A 25,812-nucleotide genomic window follows, 5' to 3' on the forward strand; every position below is an offset into this window, starting at 1 on the left:
ATATTGAGTAAGAAAACTTCCATTTATAATATATACTAGCATATCGCCAAAAGATTTAAGGGAGAATCAGGCATGATCCAGAATCTCAAACTAAATAATGTTGGGCCAGCATCAGAAATGGCGATGGATTTTGGTAAAAGACTGAATCTGATTACTGGTGATAACGGATTAGGTAAAAGCTTTTTGCTTGATATAGTTTGGTGGTCACTTACACGTAAGTGGGCATCTGAAATTAATCCAAAACTGACCACAGGAAATAAAGCACGCCCCAGTTCCAAAGGTGAAGCGAAAATCAGTTTTTCGTTTGCTGCAAAAAGTAAAAAAAAACTTAGTTACGAAAGCATATTTCACAGAGAGGAGCAATCGTGGCTCGGAACACGTGGACGACCTGCTAATCCGGGTTTAGTTCTTTATGCCATGTCTGATGGAAGCTTTGCGGTTTGGGATCCCCATAGAAACTACTGGATTACCCGCGGTGGTGTGGATATTCAGGAACGTGTTCCTGCTTATGTATTCAGCCCCAAAGAAGTTTGGGACGGCTTGCAGGACGATCGAGGTAATTGGCTTTGTAACGGATTGATACGTGACTGGGCAGGTTGGCAAAAAGAAAAAGGTAAATCTTTTAAGCACCTCAAACAGGTCTTAAGTGTCCTGTCTTCTTCCGATAATGAAAAGCTTGAACCCGGTGAATTGGCAAGAATAAGTCTTGATGATGTTCGTGATATTCCTACTATTCGTATGCCTTATCAAAAAGATGTGCCGGTTGTACATGCTTCGTCGGGGATCAGGCGAATCATTGCTCTGGCGTATTTTCTTGTCTGGGCATGGGAAGAACACGGAAAAGCTGCTAAACAGTTGGGTAAACAGTCTACTGCACAAATTACATTTCTTGTAGATGAGATTGAATCACATCTGCACCCAAGCTGGCAGAGAAGGATTATTCCTGCGCTGCTTTCTGTTATGAAGGAATTAACAAAAAGTCCTGAGGTGCAGTTAATCACTGCAACACATTCTCCTCTGATAATGGCTTCTGTTGAACCCTTGTTCGATGAAAATCAAGATGCCTGGTTTGATTTGGATTTTGAAAATGAAAAGGTTGTTTTACGTAAACGCGAGTATGAAAAACGTGGCAATATTGCAAACTGGTTAACTAGTGAGGCGTTTGATCTCCCCAGTGACAGGGGTGCAGTCGAGTATGAGCGTCTTGTTAATGAGGCATCGGAGCTTTTGAAACAAGTGCCACCATCAGAACAGCAAATAGAATCTATGAATGATAAACTGGTAAAGGCTTTGAACCCTAAGGATGATTTTTTATTCCGCTGGCGGGCTATCTGCTATAAGAAAGGATTGCTTAAATGATACCAGTGACTCTTCAGCCTGAACCGGAGGATTTTAATAAAGAAGTTCGTCAGAAAGGACTTAAGTGGCTTGAGGAGAAGGGAATAGATCCTGCTTCCGCTCCGACGGAAGCATCCGAATTACCCAACTACTGGCGTCATTCCAATAAACAGCTTTGGGAGGCTTATTCAGGTATTTGCGCTTACCTTGCTATTTATTTTGAGTGGGGCACAGGGGCAAGCTCAACAGATCATTTCATAGCAAAATCTGAAAATGCTGGACAGGCATATGAATGGTCAAACTATCGTCTTTCATGTTTAGGTTCTAACCGGAATAAGCATAAATTTGACGATGTTCTTGATCCTATAGGGCTGCATCCTGATACGTTTTTTATTAATTTTGTTTCAGGAGAAATTTACCCTAACCCGAGTTTGAATCCAGATGAACTTGCACTTGCTTATAAAACAATCAAGCGCCTGAAATTAGACAGTGCCGAAAATAATAAAATGCGTGCGGAACGTTATGGCACATATGTTTCTGGAGATTGCTCGTTGAATTTTCTTTTGAGCAAATCTCCTTTTGTATATGCAGAAATTGTCAGACAGAGGTTGACGATTTAGAACTGCCTGAAAACTGTCTCCCCCATTCTCTTCCCTTAACATTCCTTGCCTTTTCATTTAATTGCGTTTACCTTAAAATATCCGTTATCCAGAGAAATTAAGGAGCAAGATGAGGGCATCAGTTGCCGTACTCGGCGGAGTAGGCGAAATCGGCATGAATATGTATGTTTATGAGACCGAAGACACTGCGGTGATAATCGACTGCGGCGTAATGTTCGCGGACTACACCTATCCGGGCGTGGATTACATAATTCCCGACTTTACATATATTCGTGAAATAGAGCATAAGCTTAAGGCGGTTCTCGTTTCCCACGGGCATGAGGATCATATAGGCGCACTGCCCTATTTCCTCAGCGAGTTTAATGTTCCCGTCTACGGCGGAAAGCTTTCTCTGGGAATACTCGCAGCCAAGCTCGGCTCCAAAAAAGAGAAGCTGAACCTGATCTCCGTTGAGGCGAGAGAAACGGTAAAAATAGACGGCTTCTCCGTAACATTTCTTCCGGTGACTCATTCCATAGGCGATACTTTCGGCATTTATCTCAAGCACGGCTCATTCTCAGCGCTTCACTGCTCGGATTTTAAGATAGACTACACTCCCGTTTCAGGAGAACCCTTCAACGAGGATGACTTCGCTCCGCTCGCAGAAGGCGGGCTTACATGTCTTCTGCTGGATTCCACCAACTCCCAGAATGAGGGTTTCACCAACTCCGAATCATCCATAAAGGCGGAGCTTAAAGACATAATGCGCAGCTCACCCGGGCGGGTGTTTTTTACCACGTTCTCCTCCAATCTGGACAGGCTCAGGCAGGTGATAGAAGCCGCCGAGGAGCTTGGGCGCAAAGTGGTTCTGGAAGGAACCTCCATAGAGCGTAATGTGGATATAGCCAAGAAAATAGGGCGTCTGGAGATACCTCCGAAGGCGGTTGTTCAGCTCTCCACCGGAAAAAAAATGCCGGACAACAAGATTGTATACATCATCACCGGATGTCAGGGAGAGACGCAGAGCACCCTCTACCGCATAGCCTCACGGGAGCGCAAGGATCTGAAAGTAGAGCCCGGGGACACCTTCATAATATCATCAAGGGTTATCCCGGGAAATGAGAAGAACCTCAACAGGCTTATAAACCTGATCTATGAAAACGGCGGCGAGGTGATAGATGTAGCCGCACGCAAAATACATGTCTCCGGTCATGCTTCCAGAGGGGAGCTGACAAAAATGATGAACCTTACTAAGCCTTCGTACCTCATACCCGTACACGGTGAGGAGATGCACCTTGCTCACATGCGTAAAACGGCGATGAAGACGGGGCTCTTTGAGCGTGAAAGCGTTCTGCCAGTTAAGGACGGCATGAAAGCGGTTTTTGAGGGCGGAAAGCTGGTAGCCGTTGACGATATACCCCACGGAGCTGTATATATTGACCTGCGGGGCAGAACCGTCATAGACGAAGAACTGCTGAAGGATCGTAAAAGCCTTTGCAGAGACGGCGCGGTGTCTGTCGCGGTGCTTTACAGCCCGCTTTACGAAGCGCTTGAGACGCCCCCCGTGGTCAGGGTGAAGGGCTTCCGGATTGACGATCGCACAACATTTGAGCTCAGGAAGTACCTGAGCGATAACATGGCAAGCCTCATAGAGGAAGCGGGCGGGGATTACACCCTGCTTGAGGATTTTATTGAAAAACTCGTCAGACGTTTTTTCAGAAAAAGTATGGACAGAAGACCTGCCGTTTCGGTCGCTGTCGTGGAGGTATAAATGACAACGGGTATGGCTGTTCTGCTCGGGCTTATTCAGGGATTCACCGAGTTCCTTCCTGTGAGCAGTTCGGGGCACCTTGTGCTTGCCCAGTCCCTTATGGGCGGTTTCTCCCAGCCGGGGCTTCTTTTTGATACACTGCTGCATCTGGCGACTCTTTTCGCTGTTCTCCTTTTTTTCAGGGAGAGGGTGAAGAATCTCATGCTCGCCTTTTTCGGCATATTTTTTCAGCAGTACAGGATAGTCTACTACCAGAACAAGAACTTTCTCTGGGGTATAATTATAGCCAGTATACCGACGGCGGTGATAGGTCTTTCTCTTGAAAAATCAGCGGAGCATTTCTTCACAACGCCCTCATTTGTGGGCTATTTTCTGATTCTGACTTCTCTGCTGCTCGTTTTTTCGGATAAGATGAAGCCGAGGGGCGAGCTCACTCTGCCCCAGTCTTTTATAATAGGCATAGTGCAGGGAATAGCCGTTATACCGGGCATATCCCGCTCCGGTTCCACAGTCGCCGCAGGTCTTTTTCTCGGCGTAAAAAGGGAGGACATGGCGGAATTTTCGTTCCTGATGTCCGTTCCGGCGATATTCGGCGCGGCACTTCTTCAGGTGCGCCATTTGGAAACCCTGCCCACCGATCAGCTTCCCGCTTACGGCGCCGGAATGCTGGCGGCTTTCATAAGCGGGCTTTTCGCCATAAGCTTTATGGTGTATTTTATAAAGAAGGCGAACCTTAAGATATTCGCCCTTTACTGCCTTGTGCTGGGGATAACAGCTATAATATGGATGTAGAAAACAAAAAAAGCCTGCCGCTCGACATAATTTTTATTCTGAGTGTCGCCGCGCTGATTTTTCTGACGCTGTCCATATATTCCTATTCTTCGTCCGATCCCTCGTTTTCTCACATAATTTTCAGTGACTACGAGCTCAGGGTGAATAACCTTTTCGGCAAAACCGGAGCCTATTTTGCAGATCTCACCGGAACCTTCTTCGGGTGGGCTGCTTTGTGCATTCCCGTATTTTTCACAGGCACGGTCTACAGGCTTTATCTGCTCAGAAGCGGCAGGGAGGAAGGACGCTTCGGCGCTGTGTACTCCTTTATGGCAATGACTGTTTTCGTGTTCCTGCTGTCTGTAATGTCGGGCTTTTTCGGCGGACATGATTTCTTCTTTGATTCGCAGTACACTGGCGGCATCTCCGGCAAGGCGTCTTCGGATATTCTGGTCTCTTTCTTAGGCAGGGCAGGAGGGATGATTGTAACCTTCTTTCTGCTCGTTATTTCCTTCATGCTGTTTTTCGCCGTGACTCTGAGTGATATGAAGCAGGCTTTTTTACGGGTCAAAACCGGAGTTAAGGACGGAACCGGAGGTAGGAGCTTCAGGGGCATGTTCATAAACGCCGGACGCACTGTGGAAGCGGCGGAGACCGAGAGCGCGGGCGGCGGAATATATACTGAGCCGGATGAGGGTTATGTGCCTGTGACCAAGCCGCTGAGTGATGATTATTTTGAGCCGGTGCAGCCGGAAATACTTCCGGAACCGATGGAAGAAGATGAAGAAGTTTTTGAGGTTCCCAAGCCTCAGGCAAACGGTATAGATATTAAGCCCAAGGAAACGGTGGAGCAGACATCTGTTAAGTATGATGTTCCGCTGAGCCTCCTTGATAAGCCTTCGGGCAAGATAAAGGGTGAGAGCGACGAGGAGCTTAAACATAAAGCATCTATCCTTGAGCAGAAGCTTAAGGATTTCGGCGTTCTGGGAAAAGTGCGTGAAATACGCCCGGGACCGGTTGTCACTCTGTTTGAGTTTGAACCCGCTCCCGGAATCAAGATAAATAAGATAGCAAATCTGTCAGATGACTTGGCTCTCGCCATGAGCGCCCTCAGCGTGAGGATAATAGCCCCCATCCCCGGAAAGTCCGTGGTGGGAATAGAGCTTCCCAACGAAAACAGGGAGTCTGTGGTTCTCAGTGAGCTGCTGACTTCACTGAGATTCGCAGAGAGCCAGTCGCCGCTGACATTCGCCATGGGTAAGGACGCTTCCGGCAAGCCGTACATCTCTGATCTTACCAAAATGCCCCACCTGCTCATAGCGGGCACAACGGGCAGCGGTAAGTCCGTCTCAGTGAATGCGATGATCTGCTCTGTTCTGTATAAATCCTCTCCACGGATGGTGAAGTTTGTAATGATCGACCCGAAAATGGTGGAACTCAGCATATACGAAGGAATTCCGCATCTTGCTGCCCCTGTTGTCGTGGATGTGCGCAAGGCGGCTACTGTGCTTAAGAATGTCGTTCAGGAGATGGAATCCCGCTACAGCTTACTTGCCGAATCAAAAGTGAGGAACATCGATTCCTACAACCAGAAGTCCGAAACGGACGGGCACCCTAAAATGCCTTATCTTATCGTGGTTGTGGACGAGTTTGCGGATCTTATGATGGTTGCGGGCAAAGAGGTGGAGCAGTCGATCATCCGCATAGCCCAGATGGCGCGCGCAGTGGGCATACACCTTATTCTCGCCACCCAGAGACCGTCTGTAAACGTCATCACGGGGATTATCAAGGCGAACATGCCGGCAAGGCTCTCGTTCAAGGTTTCTTCAAAGATTGACTCCCGAACCGTCATAGACTCCAACGGCGCTGAGCTCCTCCTCGGTAAGGGCGACAGCCTTTTCATACCCCCGGGCACGAGCGAGACTGTGCGTGTCCACGGCTGCTTCGTGAGCGATGATGAGGTGGGCAGAATAACAGAACACCTCAAAACGCTCGGTGAACCGGAGTACAATATGGATCTGGTTAAGGATGAGGACGCCGGACTTGATGAGATAGACGAATCCGAAATAGACGACAAATATTTCGAGGCGCTTGAACTGGTCAGACAAAAAGGCTTCGCCTCAATATCAATGATACAGCGTTACCTGCGCATCGGTTACAACCGTGCCGCCCGCATAGTGGAAATAATGGAACAGAAGGGCATAGTCGCCCCGTCCGACGGCACCTCCAAACCCAGAGAAGTGCTCAAAAGAGATTAACAGGTATTCCCAAGGAAGGGAATGCGCCGTGCGGAGCGAAGCCGTGTTTATCACGGCGCGAGCGTGTGGAATAATCCGACAGGATGTACGGATTATTCCGGTAAGACAGAGATTAGCAGGTATTCCCAAGGAAGGGAATGCGCCGTGCGGAGCGAAGCCGTGTTTATCACGGCGCGAGCGTGTGGAATAATCCGACAGGATGTACGGATTATTCCGGTAAGACAGAGATTAGCAGGCATTCCCAAGGAAGGGAATGCGCCGTGCGGAGCGAAGCCGTGTTTATCACGGCGCGAGCGTGTGGAATAATCCGACAGGATGTACGGATTATTCCGGCAAGACAGCGATTAACAGGCATTCCCAAGGAAGGGAATGCGCCGTGCGGGATTCTTCACCCTGTTCAGGATGGCGTACTGATGGTAACTGTATTTTCATACGGTATTTCTGGCTTTACTGTTCATAACACAATATAATAAATTACCTGAAAAACTCATTTAAGGAAGGAACTATGGCTGATTTAAGCGTGAACTACATGGGGCTCAAGCTGAAAAGTCCGATAATTCTCGGCAGCTCCACCATGTCCAAAACCACTGAGAATATGAAAGCGGCGGAAAACGAAGGGGCAGGCGCCATTATTCTCAAATCTCTTTTCGAGGAAGAACTCAGGCAGGGGGATGCAGGCTACGGCGACAGCTTCCACCCGGAAGCCTATGAATATATAATGAAAGACGCTCTCATGGTTTACGGAACAAAAGGTTACACCGAAATCATCGAAAAAACCAAAAACACTGTTCAGATTCCCGTTATAGCCAGCATAAACTGCATGGGCGGCAAATGGTGGGCGGGATTCGCGAAGGATATAGAAAGTGCCGGCGCTGACGCTGTGGAGCTGAACATTGCCTACGTCCCTTTCAGTATCAAAGACGATCCCCGAGATGTTGAGCAGAGGTATATTGACACCGTAAGGGCTGTGAAGGCTCAGGTGAAGATTCCTGTTGCGGTCAAGATAGGTCCGAACTTCACCTCAATTCCCTATATGGCTTCAAAACTTAAGGAAGCGGGCGCGGACAGCCTCACCCTTTTCAACAGATACTACCAGATGGCGATAGATACTGACACGCTTAAGCTTAAGCCTGTGCATTACTACAGCACAGAGAACGAGACGTATAACGTTCTTCGCTGGGTTTCCGTGATCACCTCTCAGCTCGGTATAAATGTCAGCTCCTCAACAGGGGTTCACTCCTCATCTGCTGTGCTTCAGCATATTCTCGCCGGAGCCTCCGCGGTGCAGATGGTTTCAGAGGTTTATAAAAACGGCTTCGGGCGAATCTCCGCGGTACTGGAAGAGGTTGACCAGTGGCTTGAGCTCCGCAAAAAATCTTCTCTGGCGGAAATCCGCGGGCTCGCCTCCAAGAAAAACGCCGGTGAGCACATGGGTTTTGAACGCACCCAGTACATGAAGATAGCAGAGGCGATGCTTGTTCAGTAGGCTTTACCCATGAAAATATTCATAGCGGGCGCAGGCGAGGTGGGGTTCCACATCGCCGAGCAGCTCATACTTGAAAACCGTGATGTAGTCGTAATTGAGCGTGACAAGGAGCGTGCGAAGCATGCCTCCAATCACCTTGACTGTCTGGTGATAAACGACGATGCCACCAACATCGAGGTTCTGAAAGACGCGGGACTTGCCAGAGCATCCGCCTTCATCTCTGCAACCGATTCCGATGAGGTGAACATGATAAGCTGCTTTGTCGTTGCCAGTGAATTTAACGTTCCCCTTAAAATTGCCCGTGTAAAAAGCCTTAAATACACCGGAACCCGCATTTTCAGCGGCGGCTATGGAGTTGACTACATAGTTAATCCGGAGATTGAGGCTGCTAAGGCGATTGTAAACAACATACAGCACGGCGCTACCAGCGATATTTTCAGCTTTGACAACAGCGAAATACAGCTTCGTGATCTTTATATGGACGATGAGCACTTCCTTCTCGGTAAAAACCTTAAGGCAGTTAAAGGAACACTTAAGGAGGAGTTCATAGTCGCCGGTATAATCCGTGAGGATGAAATAATAATTCCCGACGGTGAAACGATTATCGAAGAGGGGGATCACGTTTTCATAGTCGCCTCCGTATCCACTTTTGAGAAGATACTCGCCAAGACGGGCACTCCCAAGAAGCGCATCAGGACTGTGGTTATAGTCGGCGCCGGAAGAATGGGCAGATACGTTACGGAGAAGCTTCTTAAGCTCGGACGCAGCGTAAAGATTGTGGATAGGGATTATGAGCTGTGCAAGCAAGTGGCCTCGGATTTTCCGAACGCTCTTGTTATCAACGGCGACATATCCGACAAAAGTGTCTTTGATGATGAGCACTTTGCGGATAACGATCTGATCGTTACCACCACCAGTAATGAGGAACTCAATATACTCACAGCGATCTACGCCAAATCTCTCGGAGTGAAAAAGGCTATTGCCTTGGTAAACAAGACAAATTATCTTCATATCTCCGCTGAGCTGGGACTGAACGCCACAGTGAGCCCGAAGATAAGCTCCGTAAACGCTATTCTGAAATTCATGCGTCAGGGGAATATTCTCAATGTCTTTAAAATATTTGACGGGCGGGCGGAGGTAACCGAATTCAGTCTTGCCTCAAACAATGAGCTCTGCGGCAAGACCCTCAAGGATACAAAATTTCCCTCCGGTTCCCTTGTGGCGGCTGTCTCCAGAGGGACAAAGCACATCATCCCCGATGGAAATTTCGTTTTCAGAGAGAAGGACAGGATAGTCACCTTCTCGGCGAAGGAAGCCTCTTCCGCTCTGTCTGAGATGTTTTCCGGCTGATTATGCACTTCAAGGTAATTTTCAAAACTGTTTCGGTTCTTATACTTATTCTCGATATTTTCCTTCTCCTCTGCGCCGGAGTTGGCGCTTACTATGAGGAGTGGGCGGCTGTCCGCAGTTTTCTTTTGTCCATCGCAATAAGCGGCTGCATAAGCTTCGGCATTCTCTTTGTTTTCAGGCACGAGAAGCAGAAGACTCTCTCCACCAGAGACGGGCTCATCACCGTTACCCTGAGCTGGCTTGTGGCGTCTACCGTCGCCGCTTTTCCGTATATATTCGACGGCGGCATGCTGACGGTCACGGACGCTTTTTTTGAAACAATGTCCGGCTTCTCCACCACAGGGGCGACTATTCTGACGGATATAGAAAAAATGCCCGGTTCCCTCCTTTTGTGGCGTTCACTCACTCACTGGCTGGGCGGTATGGGCATAGTGGTTCTTGGCGTCGCCATTCTTCCACTTTTGGGAATCGGCGGTATGCAGCTTATGCAGGCGGAAGCCCCCGGGCCTTCAGTTGATAAAATAACTCCCCGCATAGCGGAGACCGCCAAGTACCTCTGGTATGTTTATGTAGGCTTCACCGCTCTTGAAACCTTTCTGCTTGTCTGCGGCGGCATGACCTTTTTCGATGCTCTTAACCACAGTTTCAGCACTCTCGCCACGGGCGGGTTCTCCACAAAAAATTTAAGTGTAGGGCATTATGATTCGGCTTATATAGACGGCGTTATCACCCTTTTCATGGTGATAGCCGGAATGAACTTCACGCTCCATTTCAGGCTGATGAGCGGAAACTTCAAGGGTATTTTCCGGAATACCGAGCTGAAGGCTTATCTGCTTGTGTTCTTCGCCGCCAGCGCGGTCATAGCTTTCAGCCTGCATGGAAAGATATACGGCAGCGTCTGGGAGAGCATCCGCTACGCTTCCTTTCAGGCGGCTTCCATACTCTCAACGACAGGCTTTGCCACAACGGACTATGAATACTGGACATACCTCGGTCAGGTAACGCTTCTGGTGCTGATGTTCGTGGGGGGCTGTTCGGGCTCCACTGCAGGAGGGATAAAGGTTGTGAGGATAGCGACGCTTCTTAAACAGGGATTTAACGAAATGAAGTTTCTTGTGCATCCCAGAGGAGTATTTATTCTGAAAATAAGCGGCTATCCCGTACGGAAGAACATAGTTTACGCCATAAGCGGCTTCTTCTTTCTGTATGTCTGTACCCTTCTGGTTGTAACATCAGCTCTCGCAGCGTCGGATATTGATCTGCTCACCTCATTTACTGCCGCCTTGGCGACAGTGGGCAACATCGGTCCCGGGTTCGGCAACGTGGGTCCTGCGGAAAATTATGCCTTTCTGCCGGATCATGTGAAATGGATTCTCAGCTTTGCCATGATGGCGGGAAGGCTTGAGCTTTACACCGTGTTCGTTCTGTTTACGCCCATGTTCTGGAAGAAATGACAAAGACTTATATAATCAGGATCAAAGGAATTGTGCAGGGAGTGGGCTTCCGCCCGTTTGTTTATAACCTCGCCGCAGAGCGGGGGCTTAAGGGTTATGTGCTGAACGACTCAAAGGGTGTGCAGATAGGGCTTGAGTGCTCGTATGATGCCGCCCGCTCATTTGCGGAGGACGTCAGGCGGCTTGCCCCGCCGCTTTCGCACATCATTTCGACTGAGATCACCGAAGGCAGCGAGAGCGCATTTAAAGGCTTTGAAATCCGTGAATCAGTGGATACGGACGGACTGACCCTTGTTTCTCCTGATGTGGCTCTCTGCCCCGACTGCCGCAGAGAGCTCTTTGACACATCGGACAGACGCTTTAATTACCCGTTCATCAACTGCACAAACTGCGGTCCGAGATATTCCATAATAAAATCCATCCCCTACGACCGCAGAATGACTACCATGAGCGCATTTGACATGTGCGCCGACTGCGCGTCCGAATATAAAAATCCCGCCGACAGACGCTTCCACGCCCAGCCGGACTGCTGCCCCGTCTGCGGACCTCAAGCTTACGGATTCGGACTTGAGGGTGACGCGGCTCTGAACAGGGCGGCGGACGCTGTAAACTCCGGTGAAATACTCGCTATGAAGGGTCTGGGGGGGTATCATCTCATATGTGACGCTCTGAATGAGGCTGCGGTGGGAAAGCTTCGTGAACTCAAGCGCAGAGGAGAAAAGCCCTTTGCCGTGATGTGTGCGGATGTTCAGACTCTTGAAAAATACCGCACCCTGAGTGACACGGAGCGGAACATAATCGCAAGTCCTCAGGCTCCGATCCTGCTTCTGGACTGGGAAAATCCGCCTTTTCCTGATTCGGTGAACCCTATGGGAAGCAATATAGGCGTGATGACCGCTTACACTCCGCTGCATGCTCTGCTGATGAGCCGCCTTAATACGGATTTCATAATAGCCACCAGCGGCAACCTGCGGGATGAGCCTATCTGCATTGACGAAGCGGACGCACAGCAGAGGCTAAAATATTACACTGACAATTTTCTCCATCATAACAGAGATATACATAACAGAGTAGACGATTCGGTTGTTGCCGTGGCGGGCGGATTCCCCTATGTGCTCCGCCGTGCACGGGGCTTTGCGCCTTACCCTGTCATGCTCCCTTTTGAGGCTGATAAGCAGGTCGCTGGAGCCGGAGCGCATCTTAAAAACGGAATATGTTTCGCTTCCGGCGCTTATGCCTTCCCCAGCCAGTACATCGGTGATTTGGACAATCCGGAGACGAGAGATTTCTATACCGAAACATGGGGCAAGATGAAGAATCTCCTCGGCATCGAACCGCAGACAGTTATTACAGACATACATCCCGATTATTTCAGCACCCGCTATGCCGCAGAAACAGGGGCGGAAGTTGTGACATTACAGCACCATCTGGCGCATTTTTACGCCGTTCTCGGTGAAAACGGACACAAGGGCGACGCCCTAGGTCTCATACTTGACGGAACCGGCTTGGGAACAGACGGCAGGATTTGGGGCGGAGAACTCTTTGTCAGGAAAGATCAATATGTGACACGTGCCGCCCGTCTGCCTTATATTCTCCAGCCCGCCATGGACACGGCAGCCAAAAAGCCCGCCATGATGCTTGTGTCTGTTATGAAATCCTACGGGCTTGAAAAATATGCAGACTTCCTCTACGGCAGGTTCCCTGAAATGCGGGCGGCTCTCAGACTCACCGAAAAAATGGTGGAAACAGGGTTCAACTCCATAGAAACATCAAGCACGGGAAGGCTTTTTGAAGCCGCCGGAGCATTGGTTTCAGGCATTGCGGAAAACGATTTTGAGGCGCATCTTGCCATCAAGCTGGAATATATGGCTGATAAAACTGTCACTGACTCTTATCATACGGAACCCATGAACCCCGCAGGGCTTTTTGACGGTCTGTTCAGCGACCTTGCCTCCGGTACGGATTCTGCCGTATGCTCCGCAAGGTTCCACAACGGGTTCGCCAGAATGCTCACTGCTGCCTGCATAAAATACGCAGCAGGGATAAAAACTGTCGCCCTCTCCGGCGGAGTGTTCCAGAATATGCTTTTGCTGGACAGGGTTACAACTCTGCTCCGCCAAAATGGGTTCACTCCCCTCATTCACGGACGCATCCCCGCCAATGACGGCTGCATCTCACTCGGTCAGGTCTGCGGGTATGTTTACGGTGACGATATAAAATTATGATGTAATTGCAAAATATATTGAGTTTTGGGAAGGGTTTCTCCTGTCTTGGGAAAACTTTTTATAAAAAGCTTTTCCCAAACCCTTTCAAAAATTTTAATCTGCTTCGTAAAGGTGCAGCAACGGATGCGGAATGTCCGTCTTTACCTTGGGTTTTCCTATGGCGGTATATATTAATTATGAACAATAAGGCAGATATGAATAACCTGTTTCATGCGGCGGCGCTGCTGTTTGTATCGGTAATGCTTCTCATTCTGGCATCTCCGGGGATGGACAGAGGGTTTTTGGCGTGGTTTGCTCTTGTGCCTTTGTTTATCCTTGCGGAAAAAAGATACATCCGCCCTTTTTGGGCAGGGCTTCTGTTCGGAGAGTTTTATTACTTTTTCGGAATCTCATGGCTGTCGTTTCCTCTGACGGATATAGGCAGTGCGCCCCTTTTTGTATCATGGATAGTTACTGCGGTTTTTGCCGCCTATCTCGGTCTGTATTACGGGCTGACGGCGTATGTTTTCGCACGGAGCAGGGGCTCGCTGCTTTTTGTACCTGTTGTTTTTGCCGCGGGAGAGTTTTTCAGGGGGATTTTCCTCACAGGCTTTCCGTGGCTGACGTTGGGGCAGACTCAGTATCTGTATCCCGAACTTCTTACCGTGACCTCGTTTTTCGGGGAATACGGGCTGAGCTTTCTGATAGTTACCGGAAACCTTCTGGTTTATCACGGCATACGCGGCAGAAGGCACATTCTGTTTGCTGCGGGTATTTTTCTTCCCGTTCTGCTGTATCTGGCGGGTTCCGCTATGCCGGAGCCTGAGAGCGGAGGCACGGCGAAAGTACGTATGATCCAGACTGGCGTCGCGCAGGAGGAAAAGTGGGATGAGGAACGGAAAGAGCGGGTTATAAGCACGGTTCAGCAAATGCTTCTGGGGAGCGGGTTTAAGGATTTTGACCTGCTTGTTCTGCCGGAAACGGCTTATCCTGTTCTGGTGCAGGATGACGCTATAATAGATCTCACCCTCTCCACCATAGGGGAGGACACTCCGGTTCTCATAGGCGTTATGCGCAGGGAAGAGAACGGAGACGAAAGAAAATACTACAACAGTGCAGCTCTTTACGCAGGGCAGGGTTCCGCCGTTTACGACAAGGTGCATCTTGTCCCCTTCGGCGAATATTTCCCTATGAGCGGGCTGTTTAAGGCTATAGACGACTTCTTTTTTAACGGAGCTCATGATTACAGCAAGGGCGAACGCCTCAGCGTGTTTGATCTCGGGAAAATGAAGATAGCACCCATGATCTGCTATGAAGGCGCTTTCTACCGCCAGCTTGCGGCACAGGCAGCCGCAGGAGCGAACATGGTCGTTATAATTTCCAATGACAGCTGGTTTGGCTTCTCCCACGGGCGTTATCAGCACCTTGCCGTGGATGTTATGCGGGCAGCGGAATTCGGCAGATGGATTGCCCGCTGCACACAGTCCGGCATATCTGCCTACATTGACCCCAAAGGACGCATAAAGTCCGTCATGGGTGTGGGTGAAAGCGGTTATCTGGACTATGAAGTGAACCTTGTTCAGGGGCGGACGTTCTTCGGTTTATACGGCTATACATGGCTTGGAACGCTATTATTTGTGAGCTTATCGGCAGCACTTATAAAGCGGATTCGCAGACATAATAAGCCTTGAATAAATAGACGATGTGTATTAATGTTCATACATCTTTAGGAGGCAAAGTATGGGTTCAGTAGGTTCTCAGCAGATTCTGATCATCCTTATAATCGCTCTGGTTATATTCGGTGCGGGCAAACTTCCTCAGATCGGTGACGGTCTCGGAAAAGCCATAAGGAACTTTAAAAAGTCCGCAAAGGATGCAGAAGACGCCCTCGATATTACTCCGGAAACGGAGAAAAAGAAAATCGAGAACGAAAACAAAGACGCCTGATCACATCAGGGCTGTCTGACGGTGCGGTTTTAAGTGGCTGGCGGAACTTTCGGTTCTTACATAGATACGGATTCCCCTCTTCATAGGCTGCATCCCGCTGTTAAGGCGGTTTCTGTTATTATATTGACGATTACGGCCGGAACGGTGAAGTCATCTTCCGGTCTGTTTTATTTCGGAGCTGTTTTTCTTGCGGTTCTCTTTGTCTCAAAGATTAAACCCCTGTTTTTTCTGAGGGCGCTTGTGCCGCTTTCTCCTGTTCTTGCTGTCTCCTTCGCCAGTCACTGGTTTTTCGGTGTGAGGGATACGGAGTATTCCCTTTTCATAGTGTTCAGGCTCACGCTTCTTATCTTTTTTTCATCCCTGCTCACGTTTCTTATCAGAACAGATGATCTCACAGCGCTTTTTTACCGTGTGTTCCGGATTATCCCGTTTACCGATGCCAAGGGATTGAGCGTTTCCCTCGGCTGTGCTCTCAGCTTTGTTCCTGTGTTCTTCTCCTTTTTCAAGCCCTCAGGCGGAAGGCGCATAGGCAGGCTCTTCTCCGTTAAGGAGTTTCTGGCTCCGCTGGCGGAGAAGGCACTCAGTCATTCAGGAGATTCGGTTCAGGCTATGTTTGAGAACTTTGATGAGCGGATGCGGCTTCCGTATATGAAAAAGGCGGATTATACTGCCGTCTTTTGCATAATCATTCTTTCCGCCGGCGGGTACTATGTTTAACAGAAAATGTATTGTGGAATATGACGGAACGGACTTCTGCGGCTGGCAGGCACAGAAGGAAGTGCGTACCGTTCAGATGGAGATAGAGAACGCTCTTGAGACGATGTATAAAGACAGGCTTTTTGCCATAGGTTCAGGGAGAACGGACGCAGGGGTGCATGCCCTGAATCAGGTTTTCAACTTCCGCACGGATAAGCACATTCCCTTAAGCGGCTTTGTGATGGGTATCAACACGCTTCTTCCCAAAGATATTGCGGTGAAGCATGCTGAGGATGTACACGAGGACTTCCATTCCCAGAAATCCGCCGTGAGCAAAACATATATGTACAGGCTCCTTGTCCGCTGGACACCTTCGGCTCTGGATAGGAACAGAGTCTGGTGGCTTAAGAAAAAACCGGATACGGCACTGATCAGGGAGCTTCTGAGGGCTGTTGAGGGTGAGCATGATTTCGCCTGCTTCTGCGCTGCGGAGGGGATGAAGGAGAATACGGTAAGAACGATTTATCATACAAAGGTGTACGAAGACGGAGATTACATCAGCCTTGAGATAAACGGCAGCGGTTTTCTGCACATGATGATACGGATTATAACCGGAACAGTTGTCAGGGGCGCTTTTCGGGGGCAGAAGCCTTCGGATATGCTGGAGATTATCCGCGGAAAGGACAGACGAAAGGCGGGGATGACCGCTCCCGCCTGCGGGTTATACTTAAAGGAAGTATTCTATTAGATAATCAGAAACGGCACATCCTGTTGCCTTAATTATCCAAAATTTACCATCCTTGGAGATTTTGGACACACGCTCGCGGACGGATAAACCGTCCTTCGCTCCGCACGGCGCAGCATCTGTTTTGCCGCTCCAAAAACTACATCCTGTGTTTTTTCCGCACACGCTCGCGGACGGATAAACCGTCCTTCGCTCCGCACGGCGCAGCATCTGTTTTGCCGCTCCAAAAACTACATCCTGTGTTTTTTTCGCACATGCTCGCGGACGGATAAACCGTCCTTCGCTCCGCACGGCGCAGTTCCATCCATGGAACTGTTTGCGTCATTGCTAACGGAAGTTATATATTTAGAGACTGCTTCGTCGCTTCAGCTTCTCGCAGTGACACAGCAACTAGTCAGCGTTTAGTCACTTGTGGAAAATGTCCTTTACCATGCCGTTTTCGTCAAAGCTTATGTATGTCTTCTGGAACAGGTTCAGGTGATAAATCCAGCTTTCGCTGTTCAGTGACGGAGTAAGATCAACGGGCGGCGTACCCAGCGCCTTCAGCAGCATATCCTTCGTCATGCCTTTTGCCGCTTCACCGTTGCGGATAAGATCCTGCGCCTGCTCGGGATAGGCAGACAAATCAGCCTTAGCCGCTCCTAGGAGCTTGTTGCGGTAATCCGTGAGGCTCATTCCGCTGTTGTCCTTATCGTTGGACACCACAATCTTATGCCTTCCGTCAACTGTCCTTATCTCAAAGGATTCGTCTCCGGTGAGGTCATAACCGCCGATAGAGCGTATCTTCACAGGAGTATTGATCGGTATAAGAGTGCCTTCACGGTAATTGGCGGATTTATGGATACCCGCTTTATAGAAGAACGAGTACTGAGTGTAGTAGGTGGTGTCGTCCATGGATGTGGTTTTCTTCCCAACAGTAACGCAGGCGGCAACCGAAATCAGCACCGCCAGCATCAGAAGTATCCGCTTCATTAGCTTTCTCCCTTACCCTTCGCAGGGTTTTATGAAAATTTTGGTTTCAACGTCGATGTACTCCGAGTACCATGCCGCAAAACCGTTCTCAATCCACTTTAAGTCAGCCTCGCTCATATTTTCGGTAAGTCTTTCGTACTCCGTTTCACGGTCTCTTGCTACCAGCTTTTCGCCTTCGGTAAGTTCTTCCCAGTCATCTTTCATGCGGGTGAATTCCTTTTTGAGTTCAAGAGCTTTTTCTTTCATGACAATTACCTCCGGTTAATGTTCATTTGTTAGCGGATATTGATACCATAATTATCTTAATATGTTTTGTCAACACCTCTTGCGGAAACGAATCGCGGCTACTACTATATTAGCATGAAAACTATAACGGTTCTGACCGCTGTTTTACTGTGCTTTCTGCCGGATTCCGCATTCGCTTGGGGTTTTCAGACTCACCTTGCGATCGCCAGCAATATTCTCTCGTCCGCAGAGGGGATAATAAAAGCATACCCCGCGCACTTCATGCTGGGCAACATTTTTCCGGATTTTTTCCTGTTTCTTAAGGATTTCTCACAATATAAACGCAATCTTGAAACACATTCATGGAAGACGGTTTCAGAGCTTTTCAACGGAGTAAAGAGCGACGGGGAGCAGGCTTTCGCCCACGGGTACGCCGCACATCTCTCTGCGGACATAGTGGCGCACAACCGTTTTGTTCCTCAGCATCTTATGTACATGGGGAAGGGGCGTATGGGTTCGCATCTTATGTTGGAATACGCAGAGGAAGCACTGCACAATAACCGCTACAGCGGAACAATGATGAAGCTCATGACCGAAGCGGAGGAGCTTGGGGAGTTGTTCATACGGGTTATGAACATTGACCCCGCCTTCTTCACTAAGGAGATGCACACGCTGCGCCTTGCCCTGAGCTATCAGAAAATGTTCAGACTCCAGAAGGCAGTGAAGGCGTATAAGCTTGCTACAATGCCCTCGTTTCAGGAGCACTGCGTCAGCTTCCGCATAGAGGCGGAAAAGCTTGCGGGGCTCTCTGTCTCCAAGGGATTTGAGCATCTCAGTGATTACGACCCCACAGGAAAGACCGCCATGGAAAAAGCGCGGGAAAAGCACGACAGGCTGGTTAAGAATGTCGGCATACGCAAGATGAAGGAACGCTACCGCAACGGGAATGTTTATTCATATACCCCGACGGATTAGCGGATGTTAGGATTTGTAACTTTATTATTCAATATGACTCAGGCTAAATATCTATTTTCTATTCTTTGTTAGTGCCATAATTATTGTTGATATTTTAATATATCATAATGCTAATTCATTGAAAGCAATTATGGTTGAAAATGATTGCCATTGTTGTTCAAATAGTGTTACTCTCAGAGAGATGTTAATGTTTTAATTTATTAAAATGTTAGAGGTTAGCTGTATGCCAGTGATAACTGAAACAATGATAGCAGCAGCGTATATACAAGGGAAGAAATTTTATAGTGGAGAGATATCAAGAAGTGAAGCCATTGATTATCTTATTGAAAATTATAAAATGAATCCAACTTCTGCAAGTCATTACATACAGGTGTTAGATTGTATGATGAAAGGAACTCGTTATTCGCGAAATATTAATAATTATTCGGCAAAATATTTCCTGAGAAAAATATTTGATGACTTTGGATATGAAGGGTTAAGTAAAGCGTTGAATGCCGTTAAAGCACATATTGAATACTATGCTAAACTTCCAAAGGGTGGGAATTTGGTAGCACTGCAAAAAATACTTGATGACTTTTCAATGCTGAAAAACTCTATGAATCAAATTGATATTCCAGAGGAAATACCTTTTGATGCTCCAATATATGAAGGTGCCAAAAAAACTATTACTGTTAACATTTATGAACGAGATCCTGCTGCAAGAGACAAATGTCTTGATACAAAAGATTATAAGTGCTTGGTTTGCGATTTCGAGTTTTATACATTTTATGGAGAGCTCGGAAAACAGTTTATTCATGTGCACCATGTGAAACCTCTCAGTACTATAGGTCAAGACTACATTGTTGACCCTATCAGTGATTTAGTTCCTGTTTGTCCAAATTGCCATGCTATGCTGCATAAAAAGAAACCTGAGCCTTATTCAATAGAGGAGCTTAAAAAAATGATTTTATCTAAAAAATTGAGTTAGCGGGGACTTTAACCAATTTCATTAATTTATATTGTATTTATTATTTAAAGAGAGCCCAACTCCAAAGATGGAATTGAGCCGTGCGAAGCGAAGGTTTGCTCAGCAAGGTGTGAGCTATTAAGTTGACTTTCATCCCTCATTAACCTATATCTGACAGATGATTGAAATAATGCAGCTTATCCCTGTCGGGATACTTGCGGGCATTCTCGGCTATCTGCTGGGCATAGGCGGCGGAGTGCTGATAGTTCCCGTGTTGGTTCTTATCTTCGGCTATCCTGTTCATACCGCCGTGGCGGCGTCCCTTGCGTCCATAACTGTGGGGAGCGTGCTCATATCCGCCTCCAACCTGAACAGGAATCTCGTCAACGTGCCTCTGGCGGTGACTCTTGAGACAGTGACCATTCTCGGCGCTCTCATCGGCGGCTATATCAGCGTTTCGGTGAGCGAAAGACCGATTCTCATAATGTTTTCCATCATTACTCTTATCACAGCCTATCTTATGTGGAAAAAAACCGTCAGCACCGAAGATGCTGAAACCCCTCCTGATGAAGGCAGCGGGTTCTACTCCGGCTCCTATACGGACGAGGTGCGGGGAAGGGTTATCCACTACAGGGTTAAGAGGGTTCATCTCTCCATGCTTGTTTCTTCTGCCGCGGGAGTAATTTCCAGCATGCTCGGCGTGGGCGGCGGCTTCTTCAAGGTTCCTGCTATGAATATTCTCTCCGGCGTTCCTCTGAGAGTCGCCACAGCCACAAGCAACTTCATGATTGGCTTCACCGCCGCAGCCGGTTCGGTGGCTTACATATTCCACGGCTACGTCCGCCCGCAGATCGCCGGGTCGATAATAGTCGGTGTTCTCATAGGTTCGGCGTTCGCAACGGCAAAGCTCCGCAAGGTCACGGATAACAGAATTAAGAAGATTTTTATAGCCGTTCTTCTGCTCATAGCCGTGCAGATGTTCATTAAGGCGCTGGGGTGAAATCCATGGAAAAAACTCTGGGCAGGCTTCTTAAATATATCGGTCTTTTCGGTGTGGGAATCGTTATCCTCGGGCTTACTGAAAGTCTTCTGGGGTTTGGTTCCGAATACGTCAGCAAGAGCATAGCGGGGCACATAGCGGGCGCATTAGCCCTGAACGGCGCGGATACCGTAATGACGGGCATCTGGATTGTGGTTGCCGCTCCTGCCGCGGGGATACTTTATGTCCTCCGGTACGGACTGAGGAGCAGGAATTACCGGCTCGCCGCCATGTGTCTTATTATAATTGCCATGCTCTGCGTGGTTATGGTTATAGGGGAATAATTATGAACTGCTTCAGTATTTCGGTTTCCGGCAGATCCGCCCTTATCCTCCTTGAGAAAAAATGCACGGATCCGCAAGCCCTCTGCCGTGTTCTGGAGGATGCCGAAGCGGACAGAGGAATAGACTTCATTCGTCTGAGAGGCGCAGACGGCAGCTTCACTATCGGACGTGCTGTCAGTGAACTTCAGACATTCGGAGAGAAAGAGGCGAGGGTATACGCCGAACGTGGGCAGCGGCTGGTGAAAACCATGCGCGGGCTTAAGAAGCTCATCATCGCCGAGATAGACGGTGAGGCGTTCGGTCCCGGGTTTGAGATTGCTCTCGCCTGTGACATTATATTCGCCACGGCATCGTCAAGATTCGCGTTTCCTGAGGTAAATCTCGGCGTTATCCCGGGCTTCGGGGGAACGCAGCTCGCCGCCCGCAGGGTTTATGAAACATTTGTGAAATACCTTGTCTTCACGGGTGATTCCGTCACGGCGGAGGAACTGTACGCAAAGGGCATCGCCAATGCGGTTTTCGCCGATGGAGCCTCAATGAACGCACACACAGATGCCCTCTGTGCAAGACTTTCAGAGAAGAGCAGCTTCATACTCGGGCTTGCCAAGGAAACATTGAACTCCGGTATTGAGATGGACTTTGACAAGGCGCTTCTCTTCGAGCAGAACGCATTCACCTTCTCATTCTCCTGTGAGGACAAGCGGGAGGGGATGGGTGCTTTCATAGAAAAAAGGAAACCGATGTTCAAAAACCGCTGGGAAGACCTGAGGTTTGAGGAGGAGTGATGATAAGCCTCACTCTGAAGGATGTTACAGCGATTGTAAGGCTCACTCCGCCGGAAGGCAGGTTCACCCTGCTTGACGCGCCCACCATAAAGAAAATAATCAGAACGCTTAAGGAAGTTTCCGAAAGCCCCGCAAAGGTTATACGCATTCAGGGAGGCTCCGGCTGTTTCGCTGTCGGTGCGGATCTCAAGACGATGTACGGCTATGACGGTTTTACCGCAAAGGGTTTTTCCATGCTTGGCAACTCTCTGTTTAATCTCATGCGCACTATGCCGCAGGTGATAACAGGGGAGATCGACGGTTACTGCATGGGCGGCGGTATGGATTTTGCCGCCGCGTGCGATTTCCGGCTTGCAACGGCGGAAAGCGTGTTCGCCCACCCGGGAACCAAGCTCGGCATAATCACAGGCTTCGGCGGAACTCAGGCTATACCCAGAATCATGAAGCCCGCTGCCTCTGCGGAATTTTTCTGCACAGGGGAGATGTTCCGCTCTGAGGAGATGAAGCGCGGCGGCTTTCTCACAGAGATTTTCCCTTCAGCGGCGGATATGGATTCCTATGCCGCGCACCTGTGTGCTAAAATTGCCGCTAAGGACAGGGAGCTTCTCAGTCGCATGAAAAGAGGCTTGTTCCACAAGGGGTTATAACTCTTATTATTTTTTTGTCATGTTTTGTAAAATCTTCTTAAGTTTTTTCCGTTTTAGCCGATAAGAAAGAAGCACGGATGCAATTATTTTACAGGGAAGTTGCCATAGAGGTGCGCCCGTGCGCAGAACCCCTTTCTTACCAGTGTTTTCAGGCTTTTCAGAAGGTTCCCGCACAGTTCCCAGCACCCCGGATTTTTCAGGGGGTCAGATATGAAAGTCGAACGCAGCAACGCAGTTGAACAGCAGGTGAGCCGCAATTCATCGGATGAGGTCGTTAAGTACAGCAACTCAGCCATAGCCGAAACCGTGAGCCGCATTGAGGATAAGCGCCTCATGCGCATAGCGGAGTATGATACTATAGAATATCACAAAGAGCTGAGAGTTAAGGACTTTAATAAGATGGAGAAGACAAAGACTCTCCGTCTGGCGGAATACGGCGAAATAATGGAGGAGCGGGCTGAGGTCAAGCAGCTGCTCGTAAAGCTTGAGGAAAAGCAGGAACAGAGGCTCACGAAGGAATACCGTGATCAGCAGTATCTGACCGAACTTTTCATGAAGGGACTGCATTTTGACGCTCTGGTCTGAAACCTTTTTCTTGCGGGGTTTGAAAAGGGCTGTTATAACTCCCTCTACTCATAAACAAAGGAAACTGACATGATAATACACGGCAGGAACACAGTTGCTGAAGCGCTTAAGCTCGGTCTTGTAAAAAACCTTTTTCTCCGCAAAGGCTCTACATTCAGGGAGAAGCCTGATGATCTTGAAGCGGCGGAGTTCGGCAGGAAGGAATTTGAGCATCGCTTCGGTGACGAGGCGCAGGGCGTTGCGGCTGAGATCAATGATATAGAGCCCAAAGACTTCGTCCGCCACAGGAAGGAGATAGAGGGGAATGTCCTGATCCTTGACAGGATTCAGGATCCGCACAACTACGGAACCATAATCCGTGCGGCGAACTGTTTCGGCGTGAAGACAATTATCGTGGCGAGATACCATCAAGCGCCCATCACTGCCGCCGTCTGCAAGGCTTCAAGCGGGACGCTTTTTTACGCCGATGTTTACGAAACCACTAACATCAGCTCCGCTGCGGAGGATTTACAGAGAATGGGATATAAAATCTACGCCGCCGATATAGACAGCGAAACTGTACTGAAAGATGTGGAGTTCGCTGAGAAATCAGCAATTATTCTCGGCTCTGAGGGAAAAGGGATACGCCCGGGCGTGCTTGAAAAGGCGGATACCGCCTTCCGCATACCCATGAGCGGGGACATAGACTCTCTGAATGTTTCCCAGAGCGCGGCAGTTATACTCCACGCGCTGTACAGCTCAAAATAATTACTTAACCGATTCCTCAAGCTCATCGAACGCGTTTCCCGCGCGTTCGTGGGACAGGGAGTATTTCAGCTTCTCAAGCCTTTCCTCCTGATAGCTTAAGAGTTCGTTCTTCTCTATGCACGCCTTGGAGAAGGCTGTCCGTATGTCTTTGTCATAGACTATGTTTCTGAACTTCATCGTCTTCGTGATGAACAGAGGAAGCTCCGCGTCCTTCATGAACGCCTTTACGAACTCTTTCTCTTTCGGGTCTTTAAGCTCTCTGTAATTGTCATACACCGCAACCTGAAGTATGCCGTCTATCTTCTCCGCCATGAGGGTGTTTGATTTGCCCTTTAGAGCGTCCACGGCGTCATAGCCGCCCTGCTCATGGGTGAAGACGCATATCTCGCTTGGAGATTCCTTGTAGAACCAGCCGGGCGCGCCCTCTATCTTAACAATGGGTGTCGCCATTACGTAATATTTGAAAAGATAAGCGGCCAGAGCCTTCGCCAGAGCCAGAGCAATTGATTCAAACATGGGCGCACCGCCTGAGTAAGATGTCTATGAATGAATTATACAGCGAAAATGTATGCTCGGCAGGGTAATTTTTACAGATAAATGAAAAAGCCTCCGTATTTTTTGCGGAGGCTTCGGTATCTTATTAAGAGGCTCTTTCCAGAGCGTCGAATCTGCGTTTTGCCCTTGCGAAACGCACTCTCTTAATCAGCAGGCTTAGATACAGCAGCGTGAAGATCAGGAGCGCAAAGAACATTGCGTGGAGCATCATGGGATGAAGTCCGCCGCCTCCTTTCTGTACCACGTTGGGGTGTATGGTGTTTTTCCAGATGCGGATAGAGAAGAAAACGATCGGCACATCAATAAAACCGATTATGCCCACAGCGGCGGCGAATCTCGCCCTCTTGCTGTCCTCATCTATGAACTTTCTCAGCATTATGTAGCCCACGTAAATGAACCAGAGGATAGCCGTGGTGGTGAGCCGCGGATCCCATGTCCACCATGCGCCCCATGCCGCCTTGCCCCAGATGGGTCCGGTGGTGAGAACGATCGTGCAGAAGAGCAGCCCGATTTCGGCGGAGCTCTCGGCTATATCGTCAAAGCAGAAGTCGTCCTTGATCAGATAAAGAATGCTTGTGCAGAAGGTTACAAAAAACGCGAAAAACGAGATCCACGCTGACGCCACGTGAAAGTAGAATATCTTCTGGTTCGGTCCCAGAGATTTTGCCACGGGCGCATAGATAAAAGCCATATAAAGCCCGACGGGAACAAGGAGAATAAGGGCTGCATCAAGAATTTTTTCTTTGTTCATAAGCTATTCCTCTACTATGAAGTCGAACACCGCGAAAACCACAGCGGTGAAAATGATGTCGAATATTAAAAGGATTTTCAGCCACGGGTACGCCAGCGCATGGTCATGACCGAGAACGAAAATATTAAGACTCTGCACTGATGCGAGAATTACCGGAACAAGTATCGGCAGAAGCAGAAGGGGAAGCATGACCTCTCTTGTTCTGGTGTTTACGGATATGAGTGAGAACAGCGTTCCCAGCACGGCAAATCCGTATGTTCCGAGGAAGAAGACGGCAGCCGTCAGAGCGCCGCCGGCGAATACGTTTACATTGTACAGCACGGTGAAAATGGGGATTGTGATTATCTCCACCATCGCCATGAACGTGAAGTTGCTCAGCACCTTGCCGAAGAAGATAGAGCTCGGATCCACGGGAGAGAGCAGAAGCGCCTGAAGGTTGCCCCCCTGAACCTCTGTCATCATCGATTTGTTCAGCCCGAGAAGCCCCGCAAAAACAAAGCTCATCCACAGTATTCCGCCGACAACTTCGTTTTTCATGTCGCTGCCGGGTTCAAATATGAAGCTGAAAACCACAACCACAAGGAGCGAGAAGACAAGCATGGAGTTAACCACTTCCTTCGATTTAAACTCCTCAAGAATATCTTTCCTGAATATGCAGAGAACAGTATTGAAATAGCTCATT

The 25,812-nt window shown here is 48.8% G+C and carries 26 protein-coding genes; 21 read left to right on the forward strand and 5 right to left on the reverse strand.

Features of this window, described 5'->3' with window-relative positions; genetic code table 11:
- The first annotated feature begins 72 nt into the window (after positions 1 to 72).
- The 13 genes from EP073_RS02390 to truA all read left to right on the forward strand — a co-directional run bounded on the left by EP073_RS02390 (position 73) and on the right by truA (position 16,622).
- A complete protein-coding gene (locus tag EP073_RS02390; protein ID WP_128465572.1) occupies positions 73 to 1,359 on the forward strand; it encodes an AAA family ATPase in 1,287 nt (428 codons plus the stop codon).
- A complete protein-coding gene (locus tag EP073_RS02395) occupies positions 1,356 to 1,958 on the forward strand; it encodes an HNH endonuclease family protein (RefSeq protein WP_128465573.1) in 603 nt (200 codons plus the stop codon). The genes EP073_RS02390 and EP073_RS02395 overlap by 4 nt, the downstream gene beginning before the upstream one ends.
- A 109-nt stretch (positions 1,959 to 2,067) precedes the next feature.
- On the forward strand, positions 2,068 to 3,708 hold the full coding sequence (locus EP073_RS02400) for a ribonuclease J (RefSeq protein WP_128465574.1): 1,641 nt from the start codon (positions 2,068 to 2,070) through the stop codon (positions 3,706 to 3,708).
- The gene (locus EP073_RS02405; protein WP_128465575.1) at positions 3,709 to 4,500 is read left to right on the forward strand and encodes an undecaprenyl-diphosphate phosphatase; all 792 of its coding nucleotides are present in this window, start codon (positions 3,709 to 3,711) and stop codon (positions 4,498 to 4,500) included. It begins immediately after the preceding gene.
- A complete protein-coding gene (locus EP073_RS02410; protein WP_128465576.1) occupies positions 4,491 to 6,737 on the forward strand; it encodes an FtsK/SpoIIIE family DNA translocase in 2,247 nt (748 codons plus the stop codon). The genes EP073_RS02405 and EP073_RS02410 overlap by 10 nt, the downstream gene beginning before the upstream one ends.
- Before the next feature lie 505 nt (positions 6,738 to 7,242).
- Positions 7,243 to 8,223: a dihydroorotate dehydrogenase-like protein gene (locus EP073_RS02415; RefSeq protein ID WP_128465577.1), complete on the forward strand. Its 981-nt coding sequence runs from the start codon at positions 7,243 to 7,245 to the stop codon at positions 8,221 to 8,223.
- A 9-nt stretch (positions 8,224 to 8,232) separates the two neighbouring features.
- Positions 8,233 to 9,573, forward strand: a complete 1,341-nt coding sequence (trkA, locus tag EP073_RS02420; protein ID WP_128465578.1) for a Trk system potassium transporter TrkA — start codon at positions 8,233 to 8,235, stop codon at positions 9,571 to 9,573.
- A 2-nt stretch (positions 9,574 to 9,575) separates the two neighbouring features.
- Positions 9,576 to 11,027 (forward strand): TrkH family potassium uptake protein, encoded by a 1,452-nt coding sequence (locus tag EP073_RS02425; protein ID WP_206617490.1) that lies wholly within the window; start codon positions 9,576 to 9,578, stop codon positions 11,025 to 11,027.
- Positions 11,024 to 13,252 carry a carbamoyltransferase HypF gene (gene hypF, locus EP073_RS02430; RefSeq protein ID WP_128465580.1) on the forward strand — a complete coding sequence of 743 codons (2,229 nt, stop codon included), beginning with the start codon at positions 11,024 to 11,026 and terminating at the stop codon, positions 13,250 to 13,252. Before EP073_RS02425 ends, hypF begins: the two co-directional genes overlap by 4 nt.
- A 194-nt stretch (positions 13,253 to 13,446) precedes the next feature.
- Positions 13,447 to 14,922: an apolipoprotein N-acyltransferase gene (lnt, locus tag EP073_RS02435; RefSeq protein ID WP_164885245.1), complete on the forward strand. Its 1,476-nt coding sequence runs from the start codon at positions 13,447 to 13,449 to the stop codon at positions 14,920 to 14,922.
- Between the two features lie 49 nt (positions 14,923 to 14,971).
- Positions 14,972 to 15,178: a twin-arginine translocase TatA/TatE family subunit gene (gene tatA, locus EP073_RS02440; RefSeq protein ID WP_128465582.1), complete on the forward strand. Its 207-nt coding sequence runs from the start codon at positions 14,972 to 14,974 to the stop codon at positions 15,176 to 15,178.
- 33 nt (positions 15,179 to 15,211) lie between these two features.
- Complete coding sequence (locus EP073_RS02445; protein ID WP_128465583.1) at positions 15,212 to 15,895, forward strand: energy-coupling factor transporter transmembrane component T family protein; 684 nt, start codon at positions 15,212 to 15,214, stop codon at positions 15,893 to 15,895.
- Positions 15,888 to 16,622, forward strand: a complete 735-nt coding sequence (gene truA / locus EP073_RS02450; RefSeq protein WP_128465584.1) for a tRNA pseudouridine(38-40) synthase TruA — start codon at positions 15,888 to 15,890, stop codon at positions 16,620 to 16,622. The genes EP073_RS02445 and truA overlap by 8 nt, the downstream gene beginning before the upstream one ends.
- A 402-nt stretch (positions 16,623 to 17,024) precedes the next feature.
- Here the strand turns inward: truA and EP073_RS02455 are convergent, their stop codons facing one another.
- The gene (locus tag EP073_RS02455) at positions 17,025 to 17,591 is read right to left on the reverse strand and encodes a hypothetical protein (RefSeq protein WP_128465585.1); all 567 of its coding nucleotides are present in this window, start codon (positions 17,589 to 17,591) and stop codon (positions 17,025 to 17,027) included.
- A 12-nt stretch (positions 17,592 to 17,603) separates the two neighbouring features.
- Entirely contained in the window at positions 17,604 to 17,837 is a 234-nt protein-coding gene (locus EP073_RS02460; RefSeq protein WP_128465586.1) for a hypothetical protein, read from the reverse strand.
- A 114-nt stretch (positions 17,838 to 17,951) separates the two neighbouring features.
- Between EP073_RS02460 and EP073_RS02465 the strand changes: the two genes are divergently transcribed.
- The 8 genes from EP073_RS02465 to EP073_RS02500 all read left to right on the forward strand — a co-directional run bounded on the left by EP073_RS02465 (position 17,952) and on the right by EP073_RS02500 (position 23,824).
- A complete protein-coding gene (locus tag EP073_RS02465) occupies positions 17,952 to 18,791 on the forward strand; it encodes a zinc dependent phospholipase C family protein (protein ID WP_128465587.1) in 840 nt (279 codons plus the stop codon).
- Between the two features lie 223 nt (positions 18,792 to 19,014).
- Positions 19,015 to 19,758 carry an HNH endonuclease gene (locus EP073_RS02470; protein WP_206617491.1) on the forward strand — a complete coding sequence of 248 codons (744 nt, stop codon included), beginning with the start codon at positions 19,015 to 19,017 and terminating at the stop codon, positions 19,756 to 19,758.
- Between the two features lie 169 nt (positions 19,759 to 19,927).
- Positions 19,928 to 20,737 (forward strand): sulfite exporter TauE/SafE family protein, encoded by an 810-nt coding sequence (locus tag EP073_RS02475; protein ID WP_164885246.1) that lies wholly within the window; start codon positions 19,928 to 19,930, stop codon positions 20,735 to 20,737.
- A 5-nt stretch (positions 20,738 to 20,742) separates the two neighbouring features.
- On the forward strand, positions 20,743 to 21,060 hold the full coding sequence (locus EP073_RS02480) for a DUF1634 domain-containing protein (RefSeq protein ID WP_128465589.1): 318 nt from the start codon (positions 20,743 to 20,745) through the stop codon (positions 21,058 to 21,060).
- A gap of 2 nt (positions 21,061 to 21,062) precedes the next feature.
- Complete coding sequence (locus EP073_RS02485; protein ID WP_128465590.1) at positions 21,063 to 21,845, forward strand: enoyl-CoA hydratase/isomerase family protein; 783 nt, start codon at positions 21,063 to 21,065, stop codon at positions 21,843 to 21,845.
- Positions 21,845 to 22,492: an enoyl-CoA hydratase/isomerase family protein gene (locus EP073_RS02490; protein WP_128465591.1), complete on the forward strand. Its 648-nt coding sequence runs from the start codon at positions 21,845 to 21,847 to the stop codon at positions 22,490 to 22,492. The genes EP073_RS02485 and EP073_RS02490 overlap by 1 nt, the downstream gene beginning before the upstream one ends.
- A gap of 210 nt (positions 22,493 to 22,702) precedes the next feature.
- On the forward strand, positions 22,703 to 23,077 hold the full coding sequence (locus EP073_RS02495) for a hypothetical protein (protein ID WP_128465592.1): 375 nt from the start codon (positions 22,703 to 22,705) through the stop codon (positions 23,075 to 23,077).
- A 69-nt stretch (positions 23,078 to 23,146) separates the two neighbouring features.
- Positions 23,147 to 23,824: a TrmH family RNA methyltransferase gene (locus tag EP073_RS02500; protein ID WP_128465593.1), complete on the forward strand. Its 678-nt coding sequence runs from the start codon at positions 23,147 to 23,149 to the stop codon at positions 23,822 to 23,824.
- On the opposite strand, the gene EP073_RS02505 is transcribed toward EP073_RS02500, so the two are convergent.
- The 3 genes from EP073_RS02505 to EP073_RS02515 form a co-directional block, all read right to left on the reverse strand.
- Positions 23,825 to 24,340, reverse strand: coding sequence for a hypothetical protein (locus tag EP073_RS02505; RefSeq protein WP_128465594.1), 516 nt, complete (start codon positions 24,338 to 24,340; stop codon positions 23,825 to 23,827).
- Positions 24,341 to 24,464: 124 nt separating this feature from the next.
- Positions 24,465 to 25,130, reverse strand: coding sequence for a cytochrome c biogenesis protein (locus EP073_RS02510; RefSeq protein WP_128465595.1), 666 nt, complete (start codon positions 25,128 to 25,130; stop codon positions 24,465 to 24,467).
- Positions 25,131 to 25,133: 3 nt separating this feature from the next.
- Positions 25,134 to 25,811 (reverse strand): heme exporter protein CcmB, encoded by a 678-nt coding sequence (locus tag EP073_RS02515; RefSeq protein WP_128465596.1) that lies wholly within the window; start codon positions 25,809 to 25,811, stop codon positions 25,134 to 25,136.
- Position 25,812 lies beyond the last annotated feature (1 nt).

It is taken from the genome of Geovibrio thiophilus (genome assembly GCF_004087915.1).
GTDB lineage: Bacteria > Chrysiogenota > Deferribacteres > Deferribacterales > Geovibrionaceae > Geovibrio > Geovibrio thiophilus.

What these genes read in the sequence shown, in the direction of transcription:
- EP073_RS02390 (WP_128465572.1), top strand. Translation starts at nt 73, where the DNA reads ATGATCCAGAATCTCAAACTAAATAATGTTGGGCCAGCATCAGAAATG.
- EP073_RS02395 (WP_128465573.1), top strand. Translation starts at nt 1,356, where the DNA reads ATGATACCAGTGACTCTTCAGCCTGAACCGGAGGATTTTAATAAAGAA.
- EP073_RS02400 (WP_128465574.1), top strand. Translation starts at nt 2,068, where the DNA reads ATGAGGGCATCAGTTGCCGTACTCGGCGGAGTAGGCGAAATCGGCATG.
- EP073_RS02405 (WP_128465575.1), top strand. Translation starts at nt 3,709, where the DNA reads ATGACAACGGGTATGGCTGTTCTGCTCGGGCTTATTCAGGGATTCACC.
- EP073_RS02410 (WP_128465576.1), top strand. Translation starts at nt 4,491, where the DNA reads ATGGATGTAGAAAACAAAAAAAGCCTGCCGCTCGACATAATTTTTATT.
- EP073_RS02415 (WP_128465577.1), top strand. Translation starts at nt 7,243, where the DNA reads ATGGCTGATTTAAGCGTGAACTACATGGGGCTCAAGCTGAAAAGTCCG.
- trkA (WP_128465578.1), top strand. Translation starts at nt 8,233, where the DNA reads ATGAAAATATTCATAGCGGGCGCAGGCGAGGTGGGGTTCCACATCGCC.
- EP073_RS02425 (WP_206617490.1), top strand. Translation starts at nt 9,576, where the DNA reads ATGCACTTCAAGGTAATTTTCAAAACTGTTTCGGTTCTTATACTTATT.
- hypF (WP_128465580.1), top strand. Translation starts at nt 11,024, where the DNA reads ATGACAAAGACTTATATAATCAGGATCAAAGGAATTGTGCAGGGAGTG.
- lnt (WP_164885245.1), top strand. Translation starts at nt 13,447, where the DNA reads ATGAATAACCTGTTTCATGCGGCGGCGCTGCTGTTTGTATCGGTAATG.
- tatA (WP_128465582.1), top strand. Translation starts at nt 14,972, where the DNA reads ATGGGTTCAGTAGGTTCTCAGCAGATTCTGATCATCCTTATAATCGCT.
- truA (WP_128465584.1), top strand. Translation starts at nt 15,888, where the DNA reads ATGTTTAACAGAAAATGTATTGTGGAATATGACGGAACGGACTTCTGC.
- EP073_RS02455 (WP_128465585.1), bottom strand. Translation starts at nt 17,591, where the DNA reads ATGAAGCGGATACTTCTGATGCTGGCGGTGCTGATTTCGGTTGCCGCC.
- EP073_RS02460 (WP_128465586.1), bottom strand. Translation starts at nt 17,837, where the DNA reads ATGAAAGAAAAAGCTCTTGAACTCAAAAAGGAATTCACCCGCATGAAA.
- EP073_RS02465 (WP_128465587.1), top strand. Translation starts at nt 17,952, where the DNA reads ATGAAAACTATAACGGTTCTGACCGCTGTTTTACTGTGCTTTCTGCCG.
- EP073_RS02470 (WP_206617491.1), top strand. Translation starts at nt 19,015, where the DNA reads ATGCCAGTGATAACTGAAACAATGATAGCAGCAGCGTATATACAAGGG.
- EP073_RS02475 (WP_164885246.1), top strand. Translation starts at nt 19,928, where the DNA reads ATGCAGCTTATCCCTGTCGGGATACTTGCGGGCATTCTCGGCTATCTG.
- EP073_RS02480 (WP_128465589.1), top strand. Translation starts at nt 20,743, where the DNA reads ATGGAAAAAACTCTGGGCAGGCTTCTTAAATATATCGGTCTTTTCGGT.
- EP073_RS02485 (WP_128465590.1), top strand. Translation starts at nt 21,063, where the DNA reads ATGAACTGCTTCAGTATTTCGGTTTCCGGCAGATCCGCCCTTATCCTC.
- EP073_RS02490 (WP_128465591.1), top strand. Translation starts at nt 21,845, where the DNA reads ATGATAAGCCTCACTCTGAAGGATGTTACAGCGATTGTAAGGCTCACT.
- EP073_RS02495 (WP_128465592.1), top strand. Translation starts at nt 22,703, where the DNA reads ATGAAAGTCGAACGCAGCAACGCAGTTGAACAGCAGGTGAGCCGCAAT.
- EP073_RS02500 (WP_128465593.1), top strand. Translation starts at nt 23,147, where the DNA reads ATGATAATACACGGCAGGAACACAGTTGCTGAAGCGCTTAAGCTCGGT.
- EP073_RS02505 (WP_128465594.1), bottom strand. Translation starts at nt 24,340, where the DNA reads ATGTTTGAATCAATTGCTCTGGCTCTGGCGAAGGCTCTGGCCGCTTAT.
- EP073_RS02510 (WP_128465595.1), bottom strand. Translation starts at nt 25,130, where the DNA reads ATGAACAAAGAAAAAATTCTTGATGCAGCCCTTATTCTCCTTGTTCCC.
- EP073_RS02515 (WP_128465596.1), bottom strand. Translation starts at nt 25,811, where the DNA reads ATGAGCTATTTCAATACTGTTCTCTGCATATTCAGGAAAGATATTCTT.